This is a genomic window from Acinetobacter sp. CY17, assembly GCF_059515825.1.
The window spans coordinates 19,894-46,050 of sequence record NZ_JCAKMX010000013.1; the positions used below are offsets into that span (position 1 = coordinate 19,894).

28 protein-coding genes are annotated in these 26,157 nt (G+C 42.2%); 5 read left to right on the forward strand and 23 right to left on the reverse strand.

Annotation, left to right across the window (positions count from 1 at the left end; translation table 11 throughout):
- Nucleotides 1-5: 5 nt before the first annotated feature.
- From AC5YCI_RS09775 to AC5YCI_RS09795, 5 genes are all read right to left on the reverse strand, one after another.
- Nucleotides 6-410: an ExbD/TolR family protein gene (locus tag AC5YCI_RS09775; protein ID WP_496129818.1), complete on the reverse strand. Its 405-nt coding sequence runs from the start codon at nucleotides 408-410 to the stop codon at nucleotides 6-8.
- Complete coding sequence (locus AC5YCI_RS09780; protein WP_496129817.1) at nucleotides 410-1,030, reverse strand: MotA/TolQ/ExbB proton channel family protein; 621 nt, start codon at nucleotides 1,028-1,030, stop codon at nucleotides 410-412. Before AC5YCI_RS09780 ends, AC5YCI_RS09775 begins: the two co-directional genes overlap by 1 nt.
- 20 nt (nucleotides 1,031-1,050) lie before the next feature.
- Nucleotides 1,051-1,875: a TonB family protein gene (locus AC5YCI_RS09785; protein WP_496129816.1), complete on the reverse strand. Its 825-nt coding sequence runs from the start codon at nucleotides 1,873-1,875 to the stop codon at nucleotides 1,051-1,053.
- 210 nt (nucleotides 1,876-2,085) lie between these two features.
- On the reverse strand, nucleotides 2,086-2,952 hold the full coding sequence (gene purU / locus AC5YCI_RS09790) for a formyltetrahydrofolate deformylase (RefSeq protein ID WP_496129815.1): 867 nt from the start codon (nucleotides 2,950-2,952) through the stop codon (nucleotides 2,086-2,088).
- A gap of 80 nt (nucleotides 2,953-3,032) precedes the next feature.
- Nucleotides 3,033-3,731 (reverse strand): TetR/AcrR family transcriptional regulator, encoded by a 699-nt coding sequence (locus tag AC5YCI_RS09795; protein WP_496175499.1) that lies wholly within the window; start codon nucleotides 3,729-3,731, stop codon nucleotides 3,033-3,035.
- Between the two features lie 105 nt (nucleotides 3,732-3,836).
- Here AC5YCI_RS09795 and AC5YCI_RS09800 point away from each other — a divergent pair, with 105 nt between their 5' ends.
- The 4 genes from AC5YCI_RS09800 (at nucleotide 3,837) to AC5YCI_RS09815 (ending at nucleotide 7,712) form a co-directional block, all read left to right on the forward strand.
- Nucleotides 3,837-5,285 (forward strand): coniferyl aldehyde dehydrogenase, encoded by a 1,449-nt coding sequence (locus tag AC5YCI_RS09800; RefSeq protein WP_496129813.1) that lies wholly within the window; start codon nucleotides 3,837-3,839, stop codon nucleotides 5,283-5,285.
- A 163-nt stretch (nucleotides 5,286-5,448) separates the two neighbouring features.
- On the forward strand, nucleotides 5,449-5,685 hold the full coding sequence (rpmB, locus tag AC5YCI_RS09805) for a 50S ribosomal protein L28 (RefSeq protein WP_000048256.1): 237 nt from the start codon (nucleotides 5,449-5,451) through the stop codon (nucleotides 5,683-5,685).
- 12 nt (nucleotides 5,686-5,697) lie between these two features.
- Complete coding sequence (rpmG, locus tag AC5YCI_RS09810; RefSeq protein ID WP_003654787.1) at nucleotides 5,698-5,853, forward strand: 50S ribosomal protein L33; 156 nt, start codon at nucleotides 5,698-5,700, stop codon at nucleotides 5,851-5,853.
- 143 nt (nucleotides 5,854-5,996) lie between these two features.
- Nucleotides 5,997-7,712 carry a cation:proton antiporter gene (locus tag AC5YCI_RS09815; RefSeq protein ID WP_496129812.1) on the forward strand — a complete coding sequence of 572 codons (1,716 nt, stop codon included), beginning with the start codon at nucleotides 5,997-5,999 and terminating at the stop codon, nucleotides 7,710-7,712.
- Between the two features lie 38 nt (nucleotides 7,713-7,750).
- Here AC5YCI_RS09815 and AC5YCI_RS09820 read toward each other — a convergent pair whose 3' ends face one another.
- The 10 genes from AC5YCI_RS09820 to AC5YCI_RS09865 form a co-directional block, all read right to left on the reverse strand.
- Nucleotides 7,751-8,029: a hypothetical protein gene (locus AC5YCI_RS09820; protein WP_496129811.1), complete on the reverse strand. Its 279-nt coding sequence runs from the start codon at nucleotides 8,027-8,029 to the stop codon at nucleotides 7,751-7,753.
- Nucleotides 8,030-8,126: 97 nt separating this feature from the next.
- A complete protein-coding gene (locus tag AC5YCI_RS09825) occupies nucleotides 8,127-8,630 on the reverse strand; it encodes a DUF6586 family protein (protein ID WP_168401930.1) in 504 nt (167 codons plus the stop codon).
- A gap of 182 nt (nucleotides 8,631-8,812) precedes the next feature.
- Nucleotides 8,813-9,067 (reverse strand): RNA recognition motif domain-containing protein, encoded by a 255-nt coding sequence (locus tag AC5YCI_RS09830; RefSeq protein WP_496175500.1) that lies wholly within the window; start codon nucleotides 9,065-9,067, stop codon nucleotides 8,813-8,815.
- Between the two features lie 77 nt (nucleotides 9,068-9,144).
- Nucleotides 9,145-11,133: an ATP-dependent helicase gene (locus AC5YCI_RS09835; RefSeq protein ID WP_496129809.1), complete on the reverse strand. Its 1,989-nt coding sequence runs from the start codon at nucleotides 11,131-11,133 to the stop codon at nucleotides 9,145-9,147.
- Between the two features lie 50 nt (nucleotides 11,134-11,183).
- Complete coding sequence (locus AC5YCI_RS09840; protein WP_496129808.1) at nucleotides 11,184-12,314, reverse strand: glycerate kinase family protein; 1,131 nt, start codon at nucleotides 12,312-12,314, stop codon at nucleotides 11,184-11,186.
- A gap of 43 nt (nucleotides 12,315-12,357) precedes the next feature.
- Nucleotides 12,358-13,116: a hypothetical protein gene (locus AC5YCI_RS09845; RefSeq protein ID WP_496129807.1), complete on the reverse strand. Its 759-nt coding sequence runs from the start codon at nucleotides 13,114-13,116 to the stop codon at nucleotides 12,358-12,360.
- A gap of 96 nt (nucleotides 13,117-13,212) precedes the next feature.
- Nucleotides 13,213-15,852: a type I DNA topoisomerase gene (gene topA / locus AC5YCI_RS09850; RefSeq protein WP_496129806.1), complete on the reverse strand. Its 2,640-nt coding sequence runs from the start codon at nucleotides 15,850-15,852 to the stop codon at nucleotides 13,213-13,215.
- 31 nt (nucleotides 15,853-15,883) lie between these two features.
- The gene (locus tag AC5YCI_RS09855; RefSeq protein WP_496129805.1) at nucleotides 15,884-16,333 is read right to left on the reverse strand and encodes an ammonium transporter; all 450 of its coding nucleotides are present in this window, start codon (nucleotides 16,331-16,333) and stop codon (nucleotides 15,884-15,886) included.
- Nucleotides 16,334-16,473: 140 nt separating this feature from the next.
- Nucleotides 16,474-17,487, reverse strand: a complete 1,014-nt coding sequence (locus tag AC5YCI_RS09860) for a hypothetical protein (protein WP_496129804.1) — start codon at nucleotides 17,485-17,487, stop codon at nucleotides 16,474-16,476.
- A 117-nt stretch (nucleotides 17,488-17,604) separates the two neighbouring features.
- Nucleotides 17,605-17,850, reverse strand: coding sequence for a SlyX family protein (locus AC5YCI_RS09865; RefSeq protein ID WP_496129803.1), 246 nt, complete (start codon nucleotides 17,848-17,850; stop codon nucleotides 17,605-17,607).
- Nucleotides 17,851-17,883: 33 nt separating this feature from the next.
- Between AC5YCI_RS09865 and AC5YCI_RS09870 the strand changes: the two genes are divergently transcribed.
- On the forward strand, nucleotides 17,884-19,782 hold the full coding sequence (locus tag AC5YCI_RS09870; protein WP_496129802.1) for an ATP-binding cassette domain-containing protein: 1,899 nt from the start codon (nucleotides 17,884-17,886) through the stop codon (nucleotides 19,780-19,782).
- Nucleotides 19,783-19,835: 53 nt separating this feature from the next.
- Here AC5YCI_RS09870 and ureG read toward each other — a convergent pair whose 3' ends face one another.
- The 8 genes from ureG to AC5YCI_RS09910 form a co-directional block, all read right to left on the reverse strand.
- Nucleotides 19,836-20,450, reverse strand: coding sequence for an urease accessory protein UreG (gene ureG, locus AC5YCI_RS09875; RefSeq protein WP_496129801.1), 615 nt, complete (start codon nucleotides 20,448-20,450; stop codon nucleotides 19,836-19,838).
- A 131-nt stretch (nucleotides 20,451-20,581) separates the two neighbouring features.
- Nucleotides 20,582-21,247 carry an urease accessory protein UreF gene (locus AC5YCI_RS09880; protein ID WP_496129800.1) on the reverse strand — a complete coding sequence of 222 codons (666 nt, stop codon included), beginning with the start codon at nucleotides 21,245-21,247 and terminating at the stop codon, nucleotides 20,582-20,584.
- Nucleotides 21,234-21,716, reverse strand: a complete 483-nt coding sequence (ureE, locus tag AC5YCI_RS09885; RefSeq protein ID WP_496175501.1) for an urease accessory protein UreE — start codon at nucleotides 21,714-21,716, stop codon at nucleotides 21,234-21,236. Before ureE ends, AC5YCI_RS09880 begins: the two co-directional genes overlap by 14 nt.
- Nucleotides 21,717-21,826: 110 nt before the next feature.
- On the reverse strand, nucleotides 21,827-22,537 hold the full coding sequence (locus AC5YCI_RS09890) for a hypothetical protein (RefSeq protein WP_496129798.1): 711 nt from the start codon (nucleotides 22,535-22,537) through the stop codon (nucleotides 21,827-21,829).
- A gap of 203 nt (nucleotides 22,538-22,740) precedes the next feature.
- Entirely contained in the window at nucleotides 22,741-24,441 is a 1,701-nt protein-coding gene (gene ureC / locus AC5YCI_RS09895; protein WP_496129797.1) for an urease subunit alpha, read from the reverse strand.
- A gap of 10 nt (nucleotides 24,442-24,451) precedes the next feature.
- On the reverse strand, nucleotides 24,452-24,760 hold the full coding sequence (locus AC5YCI_RS09900; protein WP_122901019.1) for an urease subunit beta: 309 nt from the start codon (nucleotides 24,758-24,760) through the stop codon (nucleotides 24,452-24,454).
- A 9-nt stretch (nucleotides 24,761-24,769) separates the two neighbouring features.
- Entirely contained in the window at nucleotides 24,770-25,072 is a 303-nt protein-coding gene (gene ureA / locus AC5YCI_RS09905; protein WP_496129796.1) for an urease subunit gamma, read from the reverse strand.
- Nucleotides 25,073-25,238: 166 nt separating this feature from the next.
- Nucleotides 25,239-26,114, reverse strand: coding sequence for an urease accessory protein UreD (locus tag AC5YCI_RS09910; RefSeq protein WP_496129795.1), 876 nt, complete (start codon nucleotides 26,112-26,114; stop codon nucleotides 25,239-25,241).
- Between the last annotated feature and the right edge of the window lie 43 nt (nucleotides 26,115-26,157).

A 26,157-nucleotide genomic window follows, 5' to 3' on the forward strand; every position in this document is an offset into this window, starting at 1 on the left:
TATTTTTAGTTATCGGTTGCAAAGGCAATATCGGTGAGTCCGGCTCCACTCGCCCGAGACATCACTTGTGCAACAGTGTCATAACGTGCCTCTTTATCAGCTTTTAAAATTAAGGTCGGCTGACGTTCAGCTTGTCCAGCATCTGTTAAGCGCTGCTCTAGCTCTGCAATTGTGATCACTTGATCATCCCAAGCCACATCGCCATTGGCATTAATGCTGACTTGAATTTGCTCTGGCGGTAGATCAACAACTTCCGCTGTGGTTTGTGGCAAGGTTAATGGAATTGATGGGTTAGCAACAGTGGCTGTCACCAAAAAGATGATCATCAATACCAACATAATATCGATAAGCGGAATGAGGTTCATCTCATTCATGCCTGCATCGTTGTCTTCACCCAATTGAAAAGCCATTAAGCTTGACCTCCAACTAAACCTTTTTGTGCTGTAGTTGCTTCAGCTTTGACGCTGCTGTCTTGTTGCAACATGGTATCAATCAGCAAGCTATGTGCATGATCTTGTAATTCATTGCTTAATGTCTTGTTAAAGCGCGTGCAAATGTTATAAGCAATTACCGCAGGAATCGCCACAGCCAAACCAAAGCCCGTCATAATCAAAGCTTCACCAACTGGCGTTGCTACTTGCGCTAAACCTGCTTGACCACTTTTACCCACAGCAACCAACGCATGGAAAATTCCCCATACTGTACCAAATAGACCCACGAATGGTGCAAGTGAGGCAATGGTCCCTAATACTGAAACACCTTTTTCAGCAGATGCTTTTTCTGATGCAATTTGGCGCAGTAAAGCTTGCTCTGCCACAGCTTTACGCTGCTCAAAATTAAGCGGTGCAAATTTGGCTTTTAAACCGGTTAAGGCGGTAGACAGTTGAGCATAAGCGATCTGTTTAAGCTGACGTGTACCTAATAGACGTAGCACAAAGATGGTCCACGTTGCGATTGACATCGCCAATAACACGAAATACAGCGTCTTACTTACCGCATCTGCATGTTCCCAGTAAACTGAAAAGTTCATACTCGAACTCCTAATAAATGTTAGCCGTTAGGATTCAACGTTAATTCAAATGGTTGCGAAGCCGAAATCGGATAAGCGACACCATTTTCCTTATATGGTTTGAATTTTGCACTCATCACAGCGCGACGAATTTTTTCATCTAAAGCAGGTACACCACTCGATTGGGTAATACGCGCCACTTTAATATTGCCTTTTTCATCCGCTTCAATATGTACCACAACACGGCGGGTTTCACCTTGTAAATCTTTGTTGCTATATTGCGGCTTAGGTGAACGACTCCATTGTACGCCCGAACCCCCAATTGATACAGATTTAGGTGATGGCGGCGCAGCAGGTGCAGGTGGTGCTGGTTCAGCCTTAGGCGCTGGTGGTGTTGGCTCTACTTTAGGCGCAGGTGGTGTAACCACAACAGATTCTGCTTTAGTCACTACTTTAGTTTCAACCACAGGGCTTGGCTTAGCCACTGGCTGTGGTTTCGCTTCAACTGGTTGAGCCACTGGTTTTGGTGCTTCCGCTTTTTTCACCTGTTCCACTTTTTCTACTTTTTTAGGTGGTGGCGGTGGTGTGTCTTTTGGAACAATCTTCACTTCTTTTGGCGGCGGCGGTGGTGTTTCTTTTTTCGGTTCCGCTTTAGGCTTTGGTGGCTCAGGTTTAACCTGTTCTTGAATTTTGACAAAACGAACCTTGAGCGGCTCTTTTTCAACGGGTTTGAGTTCAGGTGTCTTCATATGTGCCACGCCCCATAATACAGCTGCATGACCAAGGGCCACAGCCACAAGTGCCGTGATTAATTTCTTCTTCATCGGGTGTGGCGTTTGAGGGCTTAGTGGAGACATCTGACTCATTAGAATCTGTTACCTTGTAAAAGCAAAATTTATTGCATGTCCTGAATACATCAAGCTTATCGGTTCATACAATCAAAGTGGCAACATGATAAATGAGAAGTGTTTTCATTTGCAACCATTAATTTGACAATCTTGATGACTTTTTCAAATGATGCAGATAAAAAAAGGGCATACAGCCTGTATCCCCTTTTTCTGGCTTAAATTCTCAGATTATTGGAAAACAACTGTTTTGTTGCCATCCACAATAATACGATCTTCTAAATGCCATTTGACCGCACGTGCTAGTACATTACGCTCTACATCTTGCCCGAGCTCACGTAATTGTTCAACGGTAAAGTCATGGTTTACACGCTCTACATCTTGTTCAATAATTGGGCCTTGGTCAAGGTCAGCAGTCACGTAATGTGCTGTTGCACCAATCAATTTCACACCTTTTTCGTGCGCTTGTTTGTATGGGTTAGCCCCCACAAACGCAGGCAAGAATGAGTGATGAATGTTGATCACTTTCATTTGCCATTTTTCAACAAATTCTTCATCGAGAATTTGCATATAACGCGCCAAGACCAATAAATCGTTGCCTTGCATCAATTCATCAATTTTTGCATATGCTTCGCGTTTATTGTCTTTATTGACCGGTACCACTTCAAACGGAATGCCAAAGTTTTCTACCGAATCACGTAAAGTTTCATGGTTAGAGACGACTTTGGTAATTTCGCATGGTAAACCGCCACGTGCATGACGCCATAGCAGCTCAAGCAAAGCATGATCTACTTTAGAGACCAAAATACCTACTTTCTTAATATCGCTCACTAAAGCCAAACGCCATTGCATGTCATAACGCTCAGCAACATTGACTGCAAACGTTTGGATAATGCTTTCTTTACGACTTTGTAAGTTGTCTAACTCAAACTCAACACGCATGAAATAACGTCCGCCTTGAGCTTCAGTCGCGTATTGATCAAGTGCGGTAATGTTTGCTCCCTGATGATACAAAAAGCTCGATACAGCCTGCACGATTCCTGGCTTATCTTCACAAGTAATCAGTAAACGTGCTGTGTTAGCAGTACTCATATTCATGTTGGTTGATCGCACTCGTAAACTAATAAAAAAATAAGCCGAGTATTCTAACGTGTTTCTAAACCTTTCTAAATAGCAGATTACATTTCTGAATTGTCAGTTGTCGCTAGATGAGTAAATAATTCAGATGGGCCTAGCGTTTGTAACAAGTTTTCATAAGTGGCACGACTTTCACCCCGTAAATAAGCTCCTTCCAAAAACAGCATTTGACGTAGCGCTTGTAACACCCACTTTTCTTCTAAGTGATTAGAGTCACTAATATGCCCTGACATATATAAAAAGTTGGTCCAGTTGGTCAGCACAATCCATAAATTAATGGTCAACGCCTCAATTTCTGAATCTGTCATTGCCATTAAGCCCGCATTAACAAAGGCTTTATAAATTTTCTGCCCTTGCTGCATCACTTGATTGGCAAATCGCGGATACATTTGTCTAAAATCTTCATGATTTTCCACCAAGTGATAAACATCACGATGCAAAAAACGATACGCCCACAATTGACTACTTAAAACTTGAAAGTAGCGAATTTTATCGTTGGCATCTAAAACCCGATCATCAGGTAAAGCCAGCATTTCCAAAGTTTGCTGCTGATATTGCGCCATCAGCTCTTTAATAATTTCGTTTTTATTGCGAAAGTGATAATACAGATTGCCGGGACTCATGTTCAGTTCAGCCGCAATATGATTGGTGGTGACCGAACGTTCGCCACGCTCATTAAACAATTGCAGACTCAACTGCAAAATTCGTTCTTTGGTCTTCAAAGTTTTGGAATGAGACATGCGTTTTTCCGAAAAATAACCAGACAGGCAACATAAAGTTGCTTGACAATTAGAGCAAATACTCTAAAAATTTTATACATCGCTTTCGTTTTATGGTATCACGTCATGAACAGTCAAACAAAAACAACTTCTATGACCGCTCAGCGTTTTAATCTGCAAGATTTACAAGATATTTTAGATTTACAAAAGACGGCTTATTTACGTCATCCTCTCTCAACTGCCCATGAACGAATTGAACGCTTAAATCGTCTAAAACGTATTTTAATTAAATACCAAGATCAATTTGCTGATGCCATTAACAAAGATTATGGCAACCGTTCTATTAGTGAAACCAAGATTGGCGAACTACTAACCTGTTTAGAGCAAATCAAATATTACGCTAAACATATCCATCAATGGATGAAACCCTCCAAACGCCGTATCGCTTTGATTCATCAACCGGCTAAAGCTTGGGTCGAATATCAACCTTTAGGTGTGGTGGGAATTATTGCGCCGTGGAATTATCCCCTTTTACTGTCGGTTGGCCCTTTAATCTGTGCTTTAGCGGCTGGCAATCACGCCATGATTAAGGTATCAAGTGCTTCAAGTCATTTTGGCCGTGTGTTGGAAATGGCACTCTCTGAAGCATTTCCGCAAGATTTAGTGTCCGTGATTAATGGTGGTGGTCCAATTTCAGATGCTTTTTGTCATTTGGCCTTTGATAAAATGATTTTTACCGGCTCAACTGCAGTGGGTAAAACTGTCATGAAAGCTGCCTCTGACAACTTAGTGCCCGTTATTTTAGAGTTGGGCGGTAAATCACCCGTCTTGGTGCATCCGTCTATGCATATGCAAGATGTGGCCGAGCGTATTGCCGCAGGAAAACTTTGGAATGCAGGACAAACCTGTGTTGCCCCAGACTATATGTTCTTACCAAAAGGCAAAACTGAGGAATTTATTCAGTACTTCACAGCTTATGTGAGCAAAATGTATCCAGTCTTTAAAGATAACCAAGACTACACTGCGATCATTAATGATAAACAGTATACGCGCCTGCAAAAATGTCTAGATGATGCTAAAATAAAAGGCGCTAATATCATTGAAATTTATAAAGAAAAAGAGGATTTATTGGGTACACGAAAAATCGTTCCAACCCTGCTCACCAATGTCTCAACAGACATGCAAATTATGCAAGAAGAGATCTTTGGTCCCCTACTTCCAATACTAGAATATGATCAAATTGACGATGTAATCGACTTTATTAATAGCCGTCCGCGTCCACTTGCTTTATACTACTTCGACTTTAACCGCGCACGTGCGAATTATGTCGCACAGCGTACCCATTCAGGGCACTTTGGACAGAATACGGTTATTACCCATGTCGCACAGGACGATCTACCTTTTGGTGGCGTTGGTGCATCAGGTATGGGCAAATATCACGGTCCTGAGGGTTTCTTCAGTTTGTCGCATGAACGGTCGGTAATGTCGAATCCTAAGCTGTATAGCCTAAAATTCATTCTGCCGCCCTTTAATAAGCCGATTCACAGACTGATTTCGAAGCTGCTACTGCGTTAACTGATTAAGGCATAACCTATCAGACAGGGTCATGCCTTGTTTCAGAGAAAATCGCTTGTCTTTTAAGCGCATTTTTGGTATAAAACGCCCCTTGAATGAATTCATCCTTTATTTTTGACTGGCCAAACAGGTTTGCTGTTGGCTAAATCATTGGAGTTACACCATGTCTAAGGTTTGCCAAGTTACCGGCAAGCGTCCAGTCGTTGGTAACAACGTCTCACACGCCAACAACAAAACTAAACGCCGGTTCGAGCCGAACCTGCATCACCACCGTTTCTGGTTAGAAAGCGAAAAACGTTTCGTACGTCTTCGTTTAACCACTAAAGGTATGCGTATCATTGATAAATTGGGCATTGAAAAGGTTGTTGCTGATCTTCGTGCTCAAGGCCAAAAGATCTAAGGAGTCCTTACAATGCGTGATAAGATTCGCCTAGTTTCTACAGCTGGTACAGGTTACTTCTATACCACGACTAAGAACAAACGTACTATGCCGGAAAAAATGGAAATCAAAAAATTTGATCCAAAAATCCGTCAACACGTAATCTTCAAAGAAGCTAAAATTAAATAATTTTAGGGTTCTTGCAAAAAAACGACTCCTTGTGGGTCGTTTTTTTTTGCACTTTTTTTACTCAGCTTGTTACACTTTTAGTGATTTTTCTGGCATTTTTCATGCTTTTATTTTTACCCCTATGCAGCTGAAAGGAGTTTTTAGTGCCTCATGACGTAGATCTGATTATTTTACTTGCTGTTGGCTTTGGCCTAGCACTGCTATTTGGCTATCTTGCCGCACGTTTACGCTTACCCCCCTTAATTGGTTATTTAGTGGCTGGTATTTTAATTAGCCCCAATACCCCAGGAGTCGTGGGTGATTTGGCCCTAGCCAACCAATTGGCTGAATTAGGCGTCATGTTCTTAATGTTTGGCGTGGGGATGCATTTTTCTTTAAACGATTTAATGCAAGTCAAACGCATTGCCCTGCCCGGCGCCATCTTACAAATTGCAGTCGCTACTCTGTTAGGGATTGGCGTTTCCATGATGTGGGGCTGGAGTTTTGGTGCTGCACTGATCTTTGGCTTGAGTCTTTCTTGTGCCAGTACCGTGGTACTGCTTAAAGCCTTAGGCGACCGTGGCTTACTTGAATCCGTCAATGGTAAAATTGCCGTTGGTTGGCTCTTGGTTGAAGATTTAGTCATGGTCTTGGCCTTAGTGCTACTTCCTGCTACGGCAGTATTACTGGGTGGTCAGGCAGTTGAAGGGGCAAGTGATGAAAATATTTGGCTCACACTAGGCATTACTTTACTCAAAGTTACTGGCTTTATTGCCTTTATGCTGATTATTGGTAAACGTGTCGTACCGATGATTATGCAAGTGGTGGCACGTTTAGGCTCACGTGAGTTATTTACTTTGACTGTAGTCGCAGCTGCGATTTCGATTGCCTTTGGTGCCTATAAAGTCTTTGGTGTCTCTATGGCATTGGGTGCTTTCTTTGCTGGCATGGTGGTCAAAGAGTCCGATTTTAGCCATCGCGCAGAAGAAGAAACACTGCCACTGCGTGAAATTTTTGCCATTTTATTCTTTGTGGCAGTCGGCATGCTGTTTGACCCCCGTATTTTACTCGAACAGCCCTTACATGTTTTAGCCGTTGTTGCCATCATCATGGTGGGTAAAACCCTCGCTGCAATGGCCTTGGTGCTATTTTTCCGCTATCCGATTAATACCGCCTTAACTGTGGGTGCATCGCTCGCGCAGATTGGCGAATTTTCATTTATTTTAGCCGCCTTAGGTGTATCGCTAAACTTATTGTCACTTGAGGGTCAAAACTTAATTTTAGCCGGTGCTTTAATTTCCATTACCCTAAATAGTTTTATCTTCTCAGCAATTGAACCTGTACAACGTTGGATCCGTGAACGCTCATCCCTAGCACGTTTATTAGAGCGTAGTGGTGACCCATTAGCCATGCTACCTGATGAAGTTTCACAGGATTACCTACGCGATCAGGTGGTCTTAGTTGGTCATGGTGAAGTGGGGCGTCGTATTACCCAAACTCTCATGCAAAACAATATTAAAGTGGTCATTGCCGAAGAAAACCGTGAAATTGTGGAAAAATTACGTGAAAAAGGCATTGCAGCTGTATCTGGCGTTGCCACCGAACCGAGCGTATTAATCCAAGCACATATTCAACATGCGCGTCTGTTGGTGCTATCACCTATGGATATTATTGATATTCATAAGATCGTGGATATTGCCAAAACATTAAATCCACAGATTCAAGTGTTGCTATGTGCTGAAAGCAAAGAAGAAGCTGAGGTGATTCGTCGTGATAATATTGGTGATGTGTATTATGCCAAAGAAGAAATGGCCACCAATATGAGTAATCATATTTTAAACCAAATTGAGCTAGCGCATCATCAAAGTCCAAGTCATTAATATTTCACTTTAAAAAAACGCGCCTCAAGGCGCGTTTTTTAGCTCATATATTTGGGCTTTTCATCCACCACTTGTGCTTGCATTTCATTCATTTGCTGCTCTAATAAACCAAAAAGTGCAGCTTGAATCATGCTTTGCGCGATCACAGCAGTGTGATCACCCAGTAAAGCTTTCACTTCATCATTAAATTGAATAGTGACTAAGGGCTTCTCTTCTGAACCAGCATTACGCAATGCTAATTCACCACTTTCAAGTTGAACCAATTCTAAAATGGCTTCTTGATTACCAAATAATTGCTTTAATTGTTCAATAGACATAGTTTCTCCATGGTCAACATGGTGGCAAAACAACAATTGCATTGCTGTGACTGTACTGTTGAGATTGGGGCAAGCCTTTAACTTACAAGTAAAACCGTTAAAATTCTACCATTTCGTTACGAAAACCCTCAATCAGCTCAGTCAGTTCACGATGCCATTCGCGCAAAATTTTGCTATCTGGTAACCATGCTTGTGGGCTTTGCGTGACTTTAATAATTAAATTAGATGAAGTTTCACTTTCTGGCTCAGGCGCAGAAGGCTCAGGCGCATATTGGGCTAAGCGATAAGCACGTTTTAACTCAGCAATAAAACCGTCCTTAGCAAGTTTTTGTAATACGTTAATTTCAGGTGATACTTGCCCTTTAGCTGCCATCAGTTCTTCAATGGATTTTAAAGTGGGTTGAGGGTCATTTAAACGGTAATAGCGGCTGAGTTCTTGCAAAAATGCCAGTACAGCGCCATGCAAATGAAAAACTGCAGCTTCGCGCTGTGCTTGCGCTTGTTGAACATGTTCGGTTTGTTCTGCCTGTTGGCAAGCCAAACGGCTAAAATAAAGTTTCTGATTGGTTCGATCAGCATGGAAGCGAGCAACTCGAGACATGTGCTTTTTCCTTAATATGTGTTTGATTTTGGCGCTTCTAACTTAAATCCTGCTTGCTCATTTGACAATCAAATATTTCTTTTAGTGTAACAATATGATTTTAAATCGTTTATTTTTTAATCTCTTTAAAGATAATCTGATTTATCGCAAGCCTAAAAAAGGCGCATCACGCGCCTTTAGGATTACTCTGCTTTTGGCTTCTCTTCAGCAGCCTTAACACGGATACCCATGCCTTTGACCTTTAAAGTATTTAAACCTTTAATTGCTTTAATCGCTTCACGCGGGTTTGGCATTTCAACAAAGCCAAAACCTTTCGATTTACCTGTTGCAGCATCCAGTACCACCACAGTTTCATCGACTTTACCGTATGCTTTAAACAGATCAAGTAATTCAGCATCAGTCACTGAACGTTCTAAATTACGCACTAAAATTTTCATTACATCTTCCAATAGGCAAAATCATCAAAAAGTATTTGCCTAGCTTACTTTTTGAATACGTATCTCTGAGCCCTAGTTTAATCGAGATCAATGCCAAAATCTAAATTAATCGCTTGGCGTTCAATTAAAGCACTTTTCACAGTTTGCTGACGGGTACGGGTATGGGTGTGCATATTGCACAGCAAATGACTGAGTTCATTCAGGAAATAGCTTTCTAACTTGCGCCCTTGTTCATCAACCTTAGTCACTGCCCAATGACTTAAACTTTGTTTGGTTAAAATTAATTCGTTTTGCGCACGGGTTAAAGCCACATATAACACACGGCGTTCTTCCTCAATGGCGTCAAAATCGCCTTGCGCACGTGCGTGTGGATATTGTCCTGCCGAGACATTGGCCACATAACAGACCTTTTGCTCTGTGCCTTTGGCCGAATGAATGGTAATTAAAGTCACTACATCGGTATCAGATTGACGCTCAACTTCTGAGATAGAAACAGGATCCAATACGTATTCTTCTAAAAATTCACTCAGTTGGCTGTGCTTAGTTGCCAATTGTTTGACCAGCTCAAAATCACCTTGGCGTTTATGCCAATCTTTTTTGTAATTGTCACTCAGCTGCTGTTCCAGTGCTTGTATGCCTAAAGTCACGCAATGTTGAACTTCATGACGCAGTTCTTGCATTTGCTTCATAATTAAAATCGCTTGCAAAGGGACTTTGCCAAAGCGTTCTAATTCACTAAACACCTGATCTATATGCGTGGCTTGTAACAGCTTTTGCGCTAAACGACTGGCACCAACATCACCAACACCCGGCCATAGGGTTAAAAAGCGCATCCAGGCAATATCATCCATAGGATTAGCCACTACGCGTAATAAACTAATTAAATCTTTGACATGTGCGGTTTCAAGCAGCTTCATGCCGCCAATAAAACGATACGGTACATTGGCTTGAATACAGGCGGCTTCAATACTACGTGCGGCAAAGCTAGAACGTACCAATACCATATGATCACGCCATGGCGCAGCATTTAAAAAATGCCGTTCTTTAATATCAATGGCAATCCATTTTGCTTCGTCAAACTCATTGGGGAAAATGTGCATCTGTGGCTTGATACCATCACCGCGATGCGCCTCTAAGCGTTTGTCATAAGCAATTGGGCTACCTTCTAATAGCCAATTGGATAAATCTAAAATTTCTTGGGTAGAACGATAATTTTGTTCCAATTTATAAATTTTGGCCTTGGGTATACGTTCTTTAAAGTGATGAATATTTTCAAAATCTGCGCCACGGAAGCCGTAAATAGATTGCGCGTCATCACCTACACAAAACAGCGAAATACGCTCTTTCAAGGGTTCTAACAACGCCCATTGTAAGGGATTGGTGTCTTGCATTTCATCGACCAACATATGCTGACACAAGCCTGCTACGTAATCGACTAAACCCTCAGATTGTGCCAGTGCTGCTGCGACAATCGCCAAAATATCATCATAATCTAAAAAGTGACGTGCCTGTTTACGGCTTTCATATTCTTGCATAATGTCGGCAATTTGCCCGTGATACAGCTCAAATTCTGGCATATTGGCTGCTAAGACTTGTGAAAGTTTTTGTCGTGTATTACGCGCAAAAGAATATAAGTCACACAGATCTTTGGGCGCGGGTAAAGCATTGGGATTTTTCTTATCATCTTTACCACGAATTAAACGAAACATCATCAACTGATCATCACGATCAATAATGGTGAAATTTTCTAAACCAAAGGCTTTGGGCACACGGCGCAATAAATACATACAAAAGGTATGGAAAGTTGAGGCACGTAAACCTTTGGCTTGTTCGCCTAATGCCAATTCTACCCGCGCCACAATTTCACTGGCCGCACGACGGGTAAAGGTTAAAATTTGAATTTGGTTGGCAGGAATGCCTTGTTCAATCAGATAAGCCGCGCGCGCCACAATGGTTTTGGTTTTGCCACAGCCTGCGCCTGCGAGCACTAAACTATGCTGTGCTTGAGTGGTTGCGGCCTGTTTTTGCTGCGGATTCAATTCATTGATTAGGGCGTCTAAACTCATTCTTGGGCATCTATTGGGTTTTTGCCTATTTTAACAGAAAAACAGCCGCCTTAATTTTGCTGCTTAAGCCATGCTAACGTGGCTTGTTGTAAATAGTGACTTGCATTTTGCATAGCTTCTATTTGGCTCACCTGTTTTGGATTAATGCCAATAATTTGGCTAAAACCTTGCTCATATAAACTTTCAATGCCCTCGCCGATGCAACCTGCAAAAGCAATCACAGGTTTATTCAAGCGCTTAGCCAGTTGAGCTACAGCAAATGGGGTTTTACCTAAAGCAGTTTGCCCATCCAGTTTACCCTCGCCTGTGAGCACATAATCAGCTTGCTGAATTTTGGTAACTAAACTAGTGTGCTCCATCACAAGCTCAGCGCCAGATTGCATCTTAGCCCCACAAAATGCCATTAAGGCAAAACCTAAACCACCTGCTGCACCAGCCCCTGCACGATTGGAAAAATCTCTACCCACAACCTGTTTAACCCGTGCTGCATAATGTTGAAGATTGGCATCAAGTTGCTTAACCATCTCAGCATCTGCGCCTTTTTGTGGGGCAAAAATATGCGACGCGCCATTGGCTCCACAGAGCGGATTATTCACATCTGAGGCAATCACAATCTCTATATGTTTTAAGCGCGCATCAAGTTGCGATAAATCTATATAAGCAATTTGATTTAGATTACCGCCACATACCTGTATGTTTTGTTGGTTGTGATCTAAAAACTGAACGCCTAAGGCTTGTGCTAGCCCACTGCCGCCATCATTGGTGATACTGCCGCCCAAACCTAAAATGACTTTCTTTACCCCTAAATCGAGTGCTTGTTGCAGCATTTGCCCCGTACCATACGTAGAAGTCAGCAGTGGATTACGCTGATGAGGTTTAAGCAGATCTATGCCATTGGCTTTGGCCATTTCAATGACTGCTGTTTGACCCGCATCTAGCAGGGCAAAATAAGTGTGGATAGTTTGACTGGCTAAAGGGCCTTGTACCTGACACGCAATTTTTTGCCCTTGGCCAGCAGACAATAAGGCGTCGAGTGTACCTTCACCGCCGTCGGCCATCGGTACTAAAATACAAGTGGCGCTATGATCATGTGCCAAAATTGCACGTTGCATGGCCTGACATGCCTCAACTGCTGTCATACTTTGTTTAAAAGAATCAGGGGCCAGTACAAAAGTAGCCATACCTTTCTCCAGTGATAATGAGTGAATCAGCCATAAATTGTATTTAGTCTTTGATCCAACCCAATTCTTGGGCAGTGCGCATTTGAATCACGGTGGCCTTTAGACTTTGAGCCATTTTTTTGCTTTGTGGCGAGGATGGAATACTGACTGCCATAATTTCTGCTTTTGCCTGCGGATATAAGGGCCGCTGTTCTGGTGTAGCATAGCCATGTGGATAAATCGGCTGACCTGTGGACAAATTATATTTATCGCTGGCACCAAAGGCATGCAATAACTCGTGCATAATCATAATTTGGTTTTGTTCACGTTGTTTAGGTGTAGCAAATAAATGTACCACCCCAATACGGCCTTTTTGCAAAGCGGTCGAGTGTGGCAAGGGCTGCCCTGCTTGAGCTTGTTGATAATTTAAATATAAGGTCACGCTTGGCGAGCCATCAGCACTTTGCTGTTGTTGCCATGCATAAAAACGGAATTTTAAACTCCACAGCATCGTGCGCCAAATACTGGCATCTTGCGGCACCCCAGGTGGCGCCTGTTGTAATTGGCGGCCTAACTGAACATAAACTTGGATCGGCATCCGATAACGTTTGGACATTTCTTGTAAATATGCGGATAACTCCAGGTAATCCTGCATGCTTAACTGCTGTAGATAGGCTGCGGTTTTAGGGTCAGCATCGGCATTAATCGGATGTAATAAAACAAAAATCGGACGTTGCCAGTTTTGGTGATGGTCTTGCCAAGTGGTGACTGCAGCCCAAATTAAAATCAGCAATAAAATACTGATTCGGATATTTTTCCACATAATGCCTGTCAATTGTTTTAATTATGCAAAACAGTGTATAAAAAAATGCTGACCTCAAGTCAGCATTTTTGTTATTTGTCGATTAAATTATCCAGTTTAGCCTTCAACCCATTTGCCATCTTGATAAACCAATGACCATTTAGTCGCTTTACCTTCAGGCGTTTCTGAACCAATGTATTGCGCTTGGTTCTTACGACTAAATTTCACTAAAGTTGGATTCCCTTCAGGGTCAACATCAGGGGCTTGCAAAATAAATTGATACTTTGGATCTAGCTGATCTGCCACAGTGCGGATTTCTGCCACTTTTGGCGCACGGGTTTCACGTACTTTCGGGAACTTACTTGCCGCCAAGAATAAACCTGCGGCACCATCACGTAACACAAAGAAGTCATCATGCTTAGTTGAGCGTAAATGTTCCATTTTAATTGGATCTACACGCGGCGGTGCAGGCTGACCACTCTTTAACACTTTACGGGTATTGTCACAGCTGGTACAGGCAAAGTACGGTCCAAAACGACCCGTTTTAAGCTGCATTTCGCCATCACATTTGTCGCAAGGAATGGTTGGGCCATCGTAGCCTTTAATTTTGAACTCGCCTTCTTCAAGCTCAAAACCGCTACAGTCTGGGTTGTTACCGCAAATATGTAACTTACGACCACCGTCCACCACATAACTGTCCATAGCAGTTGCACATATTGGGCAGCGCTTTTTAGACAGTAAGTCCGCGGTTTCTGCCGCTTCATCATCCGACAGTGCTGCAAGTGACTCTACAGGCGTTAAGTTTAACGTGCCTTTACAACGTTCTTTAGGCGGTAAGTTATAGCCTGAGCAGCCTAAGAATACGCCCGTCGTACCAGTACGAATCTGCATAGGACGTTCACATTCTTTACAATGCACCGCATCCACTTCCACTGGCAAATTACGACGCATGCCATCTTCGCCTTGGGCTTTACCTAAACGCTGTTTAAAGTCACCATAGAATTGATTGAGTAGATCTTTCCAGTTTTGCTCACCATCGGCGACTTTATCTAACTGACCTTCTAAATCTGCAGTAAAAGCGTAATTCATCAGGTTGTTAAAGTTTTCGTCTAAGCGATCGGTAACAATTTCACCCATTTTTTCAGCAAATAAACGACGGTTATCGAGCTTCACATAACCACGATCTTGAATGGTTGAAATAATCGCTGCATAGGTTGATGGACGACCAATACCACGTTTTTCTAATTCTTTGACCAATGACGCTTCGGTGAAACGTGCTGGCGGCTTAGTAAAGTGTTGTGAAGGATCAAGTTTCTCTAACTTTAATACTTCACCTACTTTCACCGCAGGCAATAAAATATCGTCGTCAGCTTTATTCGCTCCGCGTACTTTGGTAAAACCATCAAATACCAGTGTACGGCCTTTGGCTTTAAGTTCTACCCCATTGGCATCCACTAAAATCGTTGATGATAAATATTGTGCTGCTGTCATTTGGCAAGATACAAACTGACGCCAAATCAAGTCATATAAACGCTGTGCATCACGCTCAACACCAGCAAGGCTATCGCCTTTAAGTGCTACATTGGATGGACGAATTGCTTCATGCGCTTCTTGTGCACCGGCTTTGTTGCCATAACGATTTGGCTGCTCTGGCAAGTATTGATTGCCATATTCAGTTTCGATATGACCACGTACCATGCTCACAGCATCATCACTTAAGAACGTCGAGTCGGTACGCATATAAGTGATAAAACCACCTTCATATAAACGCTGTGCCAACATCATAGTTTTCTTTACAGAAAAGCCTAAACGGGTACTGGCAGCTTGTTGTAGCGTTGAGGTGATATAAGGTGCGCTTGGATTCACCTTAGTCGGTTTATCTTCACGGCTAGTCACTTTATATTCAGCATTTTCAATCAGCTTTAACAGCTGTTCTGTGTCTGCTTGATTACGTAGCTTTAAGGTTTTGCCATGATGCTTGACCGCTTCTAAACGAATCTGGTCATTTTCGGCTTTAGTGTCTGCAAAGACTTGCCAATATTCTTCTGGAACAAAAGCACGAATTTCACGTTCGCGTTCTACCACCAGTTTAACTGCAACCGATTGCACCCGACCTGCCGATAAACCACGGGCAATTTTCTCCCATAACAGTGGCGAGATCATAAAGCCCACCACACGGTCTAAGAAACGACGTGCTTGCTGTGCATTGACTTTATTAATGTCTAAACGTGCAGGATGCTTAAAGGCTTCTTGAATGGCATTTTTGGTAATTTCATTAAACACCACACGTTGATAACGTGATTCATCGCCACCAATCACTTCTTTTAAATGCCATGCAATTGCTTCCCCTTCACGGTCCATATCCGTTGCGAGGTAGACTTCATCTACATCGGCAGCTAATTTTTTAAGTTCTGCCACCACATTTTCTTTACCCGGCAAGACTTGGTACTGTGCTTGCCAATCATGCTCAGGGTCTACGCCCATACGCTTAATTAAAGCATTTTGTGCTTTGAGTGCTTTGTCTTCTTCACTCAACTTAGTACGTGTTGCTGGTTTTTTTTCTGTTGTTTTGGCACCACCGCTGGTCGGTAAGTCACGTACATGACCTACAGATGATTTCACGATGTAGTTTGAGCCTAAGTATTTATTGATTGTTTTCGCTTTTGCAGGCGACTCCACAATCACTAATGCACGCTTTTTCGCAGCATCAGGATTTGCTGTCGTGCTTTTGGATGTGGATCGAGGAGCGTTCGCCATAATTAAACCGTCGTTACTGAAATATTAAAAGTTAAAGTTGAGCCAAAGATTCAAGCAAAGCTTTGATATCTTCAAGTTGTGTTGCTTTAAGGTCTGATTCTTCGTCCCAATAGAGTCCTACACAGTTGGCCTGCATATCAATAGCATAAATGCCCTTTAATGCAACCTCTAAGCCTTGGAATTTTTGATCACCTTGCACCACAACAAGCTTGTGATCAACCACACGTGCTCGCATTAAATGTAAGCGTGCATCTGGAATCAAAACACTATAATAGGCCACCATACTGGCACGGTTTTCTGTCGCCATGGGCACATGTGTCCAATCTGGCGCTGCAACAAGTCGCGGATGTAATCCCATATTGCGGGCTTTTTCGCGCATATGACCTAAGGCTTTTTCTCGAGGGCTTACGCGTAGACCAAAAATTGAGCCTACAACAAACACCACAATAAAAACGGCAACCCAAATTCCAACGTTATCCATAGCTCAACCTTTATGTTCTATTATTAGAGTTGCATAAGCCGAATAGAAAAGGCAAGTGGCTAAGTCGAATTTAATGCATAAGCCGCACTTTAAGCACTCGAGCAGCCCCTATTTACTTGGTTTTAATTGTCAAAAAGACTTTAATTTAAAAACATTTCATGGCTATAGACCACTTCGTGTCCATTCCAGTAAATGTAACCTTTTTCAATTAATTCTTTGAGCAATAAACGAATGTCCGCTTTAGGGAACATTTGTTCCAGTAAATCACGTAAGGCGTAAATATCTTTTGGTTTTTGATCTTTTAAATCACGTAAGCGACGCGCAACTTCAAGCTGTACCGGATCAATCTTGGCAAAGTTTTTAAATAGCGCTTGCTGTGCAGTTTGAATATTGCTGCTGTCTGGTGGCAGCACTGGCTGTTGCTCTGATGCTGAACCCTCTAAGTGCTCAATGGCTGCATCTAAGCTCGCCGCTTGAGGAATGGTGGTTTGATCTTGACTTAAATTTAATTGCACCCACTGTTTTAAGACTTTTTTACGAAAATTAATCTGGTCATCATAGCGTTTGACTAATTTTAAATTAATTAACATACCCACTAAGCTATTGGCCTTTTCAGGTACAATTTGTAATACATTTACCAAAGAATTTTTAAGTTTTTCAATGGTGTTAGGCTTACCTGTCATTTTAGCTAAAGCATCACAATACTGTTTAACCAATTGCAATTGCGGGTGCTGTTTAATTTTAGTCACGCTAGGTAAGCTAAATTGAGCACTATGTGAATGATGCGCTTCAGCCTGTTGCACTTGAATCAGATGTGCGCTGATATTAGAGCTTTGTAATAATTCCAGTAATGCCACACTTGAATCCATGGCAGAAATAATTTCGATATGTGTCTCAGGTGGCAATAACGCCATCAATTGCCCCACCAGCATGGCATATTGATATTCTTTATATTCAGCTTTCACGCAATCTAACACCACAACTTGCCCACTCGTGACCCATCCTGCAAACTCAGTGAGATCTTCTAAAGCAAACTCAAATTTTCCAGTGGCATTAAAGATATACACCACAGGATAGTGATGTATCACTTCGCGCAGCAGTTGTAGCGTTGGAGTTTTATTTTCAAGGTCAAGTAAAACAGCTTTATCAGACATAGCGAATTAGGGTGATCAGTAAACTAAAGCATTACAACCATAAGCGAAACAAAGGTCAAATAAAATCTGCGACTTGATCACCCTCTTCAGAGCCAAGGATCTAAAGCGAACAATGCCTTAGTAATGTGGTGGGCGGTTGGTCATCGGATCAAAAGCGGCAATTCCCTCGGACAAATCAGCAGATTCGATGCGACGGTACAAAAGTTGCATTTGTTTTTTTAAATCAGCAATTTCCAGCGCCTGACGTGCCACTTGGTCATTGAGTTGATCAACTAAATCGTCTAAAAATGCAATTCGCACTTGCAAATCTTCAATGGGTGCGGACAATGACGCTTGATCATGTAGATTTTGTTGTTTAGTCATTTAAAGTCCTCGTTTGGGATTTCAGGAAACATTATGGCCTATATTACTTTAAGGGATGTCCAACTTGCGTTTGGTGGACCTGCCTTGCTCGACGGCGCAAATTTCAGTTTAGAACGCGGCGAAAGAGTGTGTTTGATTGGCCGTAACGGTGAGGGTAAGTCTACTTTACTCAAGCTGATTGAGGGAAGTTTATTACCCGATAACGGTGAAGTTTCACTGCAAAATGGGATTACCATTGCCATGCTGGCTCAAGATGTACCGATGGATTCGGGTCGTGTGGCAGATATTGTAGCCGATGGTGCAGGTGAAGCAGCACAAGTGTTACGTGACTATCATGCGGCAAGTGAATCTTGCGTACTCGGTGATATGGATGCTTGCGACCGTATGGGTCACTTGCAACATCAAATGGATCAGCTCGATGGCTGGGCACTTGAAACTAAAGTGAACTCAATTTTAAGCAAGATGGGCTTAGACCCAGAAGCTGATTTAAGCGATTTATCTGGCGGACGTAAACGCCGTGTACTATTGGCACGCGCTTTGTTAACCCAACCCGATGTGTTGTTACTCGATGAACCCACTAACCATTTAGATGTGGAAAGCATTGAATGGTTAGAAAAATTTTTACTCGATCAAAATAATCTGACTTTATTATTTATCTCGCATGACCGTTCATTTGTCGACAATGTCGCAACGCGTATTGTTGAGCTGGATCGTGGTACTTTACGTAGCTATGAAGGTAACTATTCACGTTACTTAGAGCTTAAAGCGCAGCAAATGGAAGCGGAAGAAAAGCAAAACGCTTTATTTGAGAAAAAACTCGCTGAAGAAGAAGTCTGGATTCGCCAAGGTATTAAAGCACGTCGTACCCGTAACGAAGGTCGTGTTCGTGCCTTAAAAGCATTACGTGAAGAATCTAAAGCACGTCGCTTCCAACAAGGCAAAGTGGCGATGGCCACCCAAGATGCACAACGTTCAGGCAAAGTGGTCTTTGAAGTTGAAAATCTAAGCGTTCAATTTGGCAATCAAGAGCCGATTATCAATAACTTCTCTGCGCTGGTATTGCGTGGTGACCGTATTGGCTTAGTGGGTGATAATGGTGTTGGTAAAACCACACTCATTAAAGCGATTTTGGGTGAAATTGCCCATACAGGTACAGTCAAAACTGGTACCCAATTAGAAGTGGCCTACTTTGACCAATTACGTAATGCCTTAGATTTGGAAAAATCAGTTAAAGATAACGTATCTGAAGGTTCAGATCATGTCGATGTGAATGGTCACCGTCGTCATATCTATAGCTATTTACAAGATTTCTTGTTTAGCCCAGAACGTGCGCGTACCCCTGTTAAAGCATTATCAGGTGGTGAACGTAACCGTATTTTATTGGCCAAGTTATTGCTTAAACCATCTAACCTGATTGTGATGGATGAGCCAACTAACGACTTGGACATGGTGACGCTTGAGCTACTCGAAGAAATGCTCGCAGATTATAAAGGCACATTGCTGTTAATTTCGCATGACCGTGCCTTTATGGACAACGTGGTGACTTCGACTTGGGTATTTGATGGTAAAGGCAACATTGATGAATACATCGGTGGTTACCAAGATTACTTACAACAGCGCCCAGACCCCGCTGTTTTAGCAGCGAAAGCAGCTGCCAAAAAAGCCCAAGCCAAAGTGGAAGCTGCTGCCGCAGTACAAACACCAAAGAAAAAACTCAGCTACAAAGAACAGCGTGAGCTTGATCAACTGCCGATTGAAATGGCGGCACTTGAAGCAGAACAAGCTGAACTTTCGGCAAAACTGGCCGATGGCTCTTGGTTTGTGAGTGATATAGATGCTGCAACCAAAGCTTCACAACGTTTAAGCGAAATTGATGATTTGTTGCTTGAAAAATTAGAACGTTGGGAAGAATTGGACAATATGACCAAATAAGCCCAATGAAAAAACGCCGCTGAATGCGGCGTTTTTTTGGCTATTTTGACACCTTAAGATTTAAACAAACCTTGTTTTTCAATAAATTCAATAATCTGATTGAGACCATCTTGGGTTTTCATATTGGAAAATAAAAAGGGTTTATCGCCACGCATACGTTTGGCATCTTGATCCATGACAGATAAATTAGCACCTACCATCGGTGCTAAATCCGTTTTATTGATAATCAATAAATCTGACTTGGTAATCCCTGGCCCACCTTTACGTGGAATTTTCTCGCCACCGGCTACATCAATCACATACAAGGTTAAGTCAGACAGTTCTGGGCTAAACGTTGCTGCTAAGTTATCACCACCACTTTCAATAATAATTAATTCTAAACCATCAAACTTTTCACATAAATCATCAATGGCTGCTAAGTTAATTGAAGCATCTTCACGAATCGCGGTATGCGGACAACCACCTGTTTCTACACCTACGATCCGTTCTGGGCTCATGGCTTCGTTACGGGTTAAAAAGTTGGAATCCTCTTTGGTATAAATGTCATTGGTCACCACCGCCATATTGTATTTTTCACGTAAAGCCTGACATAAATTTAAAGTCAATGCTGTTTTGCCTGAACCCACTGGACCACCAATACCAACGCGAAGTGGAGAACGTTCTGTCATGTTAATTTTCCTTTTTACTTTCTCTAATTCTCTCTTGTAGAGAGCGGGAACTTTTCTTCCCTGTCCTCTTGCAAGACTGTTAGAGAGCTTGATTTAAATTTTTAAAAATCTTCCTTTAGCCAAGTATGACTTTAGGAACGGAATAAGCGTGAATACTGGGTTTCATGTGCCATACTCAGCATGGCATAACTGGGTAAAGCGCTACTTAATTCTTCATCTTTTCGCTGTAAAGCACGCTCAACCACATCAGGCACTAAGGCATGTAAATGCCATAGAATCCGCTGCCCACTCATTTGCCCCAGTGGTACCGTTTTCACTGCACCCAAAACCTGATTTTCAAGTACAGTAAAGGTATAGGCGGTTAAGACATCGGCTGGATTTAACTGTAAACGTCCGCAAAGCTCTGCATAAACAGGCACAAAACCATATTGCTTTTTCACTACCACAGGCAGCTTAATCACATCTCTAATCCATGCATTTAAAGAAAATGCCAGTTGTTTCGATTCTGCTAACAGCTCTTTACTTTCACGGCTGGCACGGTAGACATCTGCCCAATATTGAAATTCATCTTTTTGCTCATAGCTTTGCATTAAGCGTTTTAAAATCGGTAACTCAAAGCGCAGCAACAGCATTTCAAGCACTTCTTCAAAATAAGCAATGCTGGATGCTTCATCAAAAATCAGACTCTGATCAATCGCGCTTTCTACCCCTTGCGAATAGCAATAGGCACCCACAGGCAATGCCGTAGAGGATAAAGTGAGTAGTTTGAGCAATTGCGCGGCATTAGTGATGGGCATGGTGAATGGCTTTAATTGGGCTTAGACGATGTTCATGCGCATGCTGAGCATAGGCACCACTTTCGGGTTCAAATGGATGCTCGACTTCCTTAACGGTTAAACCTAAACCTTCAACCATTTCAGCCAGTACATGATCGGGTTCAAAATATAAAGCGCTTGGGGTAAGCATCAGTGGAACGTGACGATTACCTAAGTGATAAGCAGCTTTGAGTAAATTAAAATCAGTTTTTGCCACGACTTGCATTAAACGCTCAGGTTTAGCATCGATACGTAAAATATCGCCTTGTTGTGTGGCAATAAATGCGCCACTACGCAAAATACCGGTACGTGGTAAGTCTGCACCAATGTCTGTGCCATTATTTAAGGTAGCGCGGAAGCGGCTTTTTTGGCGGGTATCAAATGTGAGTTGCAGCGTGTCGAAGCGTGTGCCCTCTGCAATGCTTTCGATTCTTTGTGTATAGACCTTCATGCTGTTCCTTTTTGTTGCAAAGCAGGCTTTAGCCAAAGTGGCTAAAGCACTGTTATTTTTGCTTCAAAAGTAAGCATTTTTTATGCCAATTATGGGTTTTATTGGTGCAGCTATTTAAGATCGCAATCTGTATTACCAAACTGATCAAAAATCATTCTCATCTGTAAATCTTGAGAATGTGTTACTGAAAATGAGCCTCCACAATCTAGATTTAAGTGAGGGACTACTTGTTGGACTTGTCCATTTGGGTAAACAAAATAACCTTTCACATTATCAAATCTAAATGAATGAGATCCCTCTTTTAGCTTACCTATCATATAAGTCTTATTTGTAGGGAAATTAGTCACATTTGATATAAATTTATCATTAATATACAAATCTAAGCTAACACCAGAAACACTACCTACAATAACAGGAAATGTTTTAGCTCTTACCGTATATGATGAAACTTTAGCAGATGTCTCAAGTTTATCTTTTAAATCTCTCCATACTTCTAATCTACAATTGTCACTTCTTTGAACAATATCAGCAAGATCCTTTTGAAGAAGGCCTTTATATTCAGCCTTCTCGTATTTTGCAGCTCCCTCAACACCTAAATCCAAAACTTGTTTTAATACTTTATTAAGAGATGCTTTTGCATTTCCACTCAAAGCCACTTCTGAAGTAGATCCAGTAAATACTATATCTTTATCCTTACATAAATCGTTAGCAAACTTTGAAATTGTATTTAGAGCCTCTGCTGAAATTTCGGCTTTAGATGATGTTGTACTAAATAAACCAATACAAGACAAAACTATAGTGAATAAATAATTTATTCTCATGTTAACCACCTAAATTAAATCCAGCTTATTACAACTATAATCTCAACTTAGTAAATATTTTATTTTTTAACAAAAACTCAACTATATAAATAGTTGATATTTCAGTTAAAAAAATAGAAAAAATAATCATATCAAACCAATAAAATTATAAAAGCAATAGATTTTTTAGGTGAAATTAACGTGACAAATACACCTATCAATAATCAAAACAAAAAATACCTCTGCGCCATTGGCAACACGTCCGCAGGTTCACAGGTCAACAACTTGCCATCTGCCCGAACCTCATAAATCTCAGGATCGACTTCCATCACAGGACAATAAGTATTGTGCTTCATATCCGCTTTAGAAATATTACGCGTACCTTTACATGGACTAATCAGCTTGTTTAAACCTAAAGTTTTATGCACCCCTGCATCAATCGCCACTTGCGACAAAAAGGTAATACAGGTGTTATGTACACCACGCGCATTGGCACCAAACATCGGCCGATAATGCACAGGCTGCGGGGTTGGAATAGACGCATTAATATCACCCATTGGCGCAGCTGCAATCATTCCACCTTTAATAATCATTGAGGGTTTAACCCCAAAAAAGGCTGGCTTCCATAGCACTAAATCGGCAAGTTTACCTTCTTCAATTGAGCCAATTTCATGACTTAAACCATGGGTAATGGCAGGGTTAATCGTATATTTGGCAATATAACGCTTGACGCGTTCATTATCACGATGCGCAGTATCGCCCTCCAAAGCGCCGCGTTGCACTTTCATTTTATGCGCGGTTTGCCATGTACGAATCACCACTTCACCCACACGCCCCATGGCTTGTGAATCGGATGACATCATGGCAATCGCACCTAAATCCTGCAAAATATCTTCCGCAGCAATGGTTTCACGGCGAATCCGACTTTCCGCAAAGGCAATATCTTCGGCAATCGCTGGGTCTAAATGATGACAGACCATCAGCATATCTAAATGCTCATCAATGGTGTTGATGGTATACGGACGGGTTGGATTGGTGGATGATGGCAAGACATTGGGCTGACCAATGGCTTTTAAAATATCAGGCGCATGTCCACCGCCTGCACCTTCGGTGTGGTAAGTGTGAATAGTACGGTTTTTAAATGCCGCTAAGGTTTCTTCTAAGAAACCACTTTCGTTTAAGGTATCGGTATGAATCGCCACCTGTACATCAAATTCATCCGCTACAGTCAAACAGTTATCAATCGCGGCAGGGGTTGAACCCCAATCTTCATGTAATTTTAAACCCACCACACCTGCACGAATTTGCTCGGCAATCGGTTCAGGTTGGCTAAGATTGCCTTTGCCGAGTAAACCAATATTTATCGGCAAATCATCAATGGCTTGTAGCATGGTGGCAATATGCCATGGGCCGGGCGTCACTGTGGTTGCTGATGTGCCTGCTGCAGGGCCTGTACCACCGCCAATCATGGTGGTCACGCCTGACATCAGTGCCGTTTCCACTTGCTGTGGACAAATCCAATGAATATGGGTATCAACGCCACCTGCCGTTAAAATCTGCCCTTCGCCCGCAATTACTTCAGTTGCCGCACCAAGAGGAATCGTAATATTAGGCTGAATATCTGGATTTCCGGCTTTACCAATTTTCCAAATTCGGCCATTTTTTAAACCCACGTCGGCTTTAATAATGCCCCACCAATCCACAATTAAAGCATTGGTAATCACGGTATCGGCAACGTCTTCAGCCAACAGTTGTGACTGCCCCATCCCATCACGAATGACTTTACCGCCACCAAATTTAACTTCTTCACCATAGGTAGTCAGGTCTTGTTCGACTTCAATAAATAGCTCGGTATCGGCTAAACGAACGCGGTCGCCTACGGTGGGGCCAAACATTTCCGCATAAGCACGGCGTGACATTTTCATCTTGTTTTCCTTAATCCAACTTACCCATTACACGACCCGCAAAGCCATACACTTCACGTTTGCCACTCAGTGCCACCAATTCAATATCGCGGCTTTGTCCCGGCTCAAAACGTACCGCTGTTCCTGCTGCGATATTCAGGCGATAACCTCGCGCTTGTTCGCGGTCAAATTGCAACGCGTCATTGGCCTCAGCAAAATGAAAATGTGAACCGACTTGAATAGGACGATCGCCTGCATTAGCCACACGCATTTTTAAGGTTTCACGACCCACATTCATTTCAATGTCTTGGTTTAAAGTAATGACTTCTCCCGGAATCATAGCCAGCTCCTAAACAATCGGTTGATGCACAGTGACAAGCTTAGAACCATCTGGAAAAGTGGCTTCAACTTGAACTTCAGCAATCATTTCAGGGATGCCATCCATGACATCATCACGACTTAATAAAGTGGTGCCGTAATGCATAAGCTCACTTACGCTCATACCATCCCGTGCGCCCTCTAATAGCGCTGCCGAAATAAATGCAATCGCTTCTGGATAATTGAGTTTTAAACCCCGCGCTTTACGACGCTCTGCGACTAAACCCGCAGTAAAGATCAACATTTTGTCTTTTTCAGTAGGATTAAGTTCCATGTTGCTTTCCTAAATATTTTCTTGGTGTGTTATGCAAAATGTGTGCACGTTATAGAAAGCTGCCCCTAGTCTTCTCCTTATAGGAGAGGGAAATTTACACCTATGTAAAAATGCCTTCTCCTTTTGGGAGATAAGAAGCACTGCTTTGCAAGGCATAAGAGTAAAATTAAGTGCGCCAAATTCTTGGAAATTCTTCATCTAGATCAAACCAATAGCGGCGTAACTTGGCTCGAATCGCGGCAAAGGCATCATGACAATGACGCACATCGTTGCCCAAATAACGCGCTGTAATCACATCATCAAGCAGTGTTAGGCGCACATTAACTTGCATACGCATCATTAATTCACGGATTTGATCAATTTGAGCCTCTAAAGTTGTGCTATTGCGCTGTGCTGGTGGAGCGACAGCCCATAAGCTGCCCATCACTGCCTGACCATGCATGCCTAAACAGGAGCTTAAAAAGCGGTCATTACCACTAAAATTTAAACGATCGGTGACTAATAATCTGTCATCCCGATACAACTGCAAGCTGCTTTGGTAGCTCCCTTGACTAAATTGCTCAGCACAAGCTTGACGACCCAGCACCAACATATCCCACCCCATAAAACTTGCACTTTGATCGAGCATAACTTTGGTGGATGAATTGGCACATGCACCATTAAAGAGCATGGTTTCTTGCGGCAGCCATTCAAAAATAGCGGAGTCTTTCACTGTAATTTCAATATGTTGAAAGGCTTGTTTTTGATTGGTTTTATACCATTTGCCTGCCCCCGGTGTCGTCACTAAGGCATGGGCAGCTTGGCTGGCCTGCATGTGAAAGCTTAAATGATCTCCCCCCGCAATCCCCGCAGGTGGATGCACAATAATGGCATGGCAAACACCGGTTTTTTCTGGCCATAGCATTTTTTGCACTCGAACAGGACCTGTATGTTTTCTGTGCTTTAAAATGGTGCAATTTTGCGCAGCAACAAAGTCAAGCTCCAGTCTAGCAAACCAATATTGCGTGGCATTTGCTTTGGGCGTTACTAAGGCTTGATTCATGATCCCCTCAAATGACAAAGAATTTCCGCAGTGGCTTGCTTAA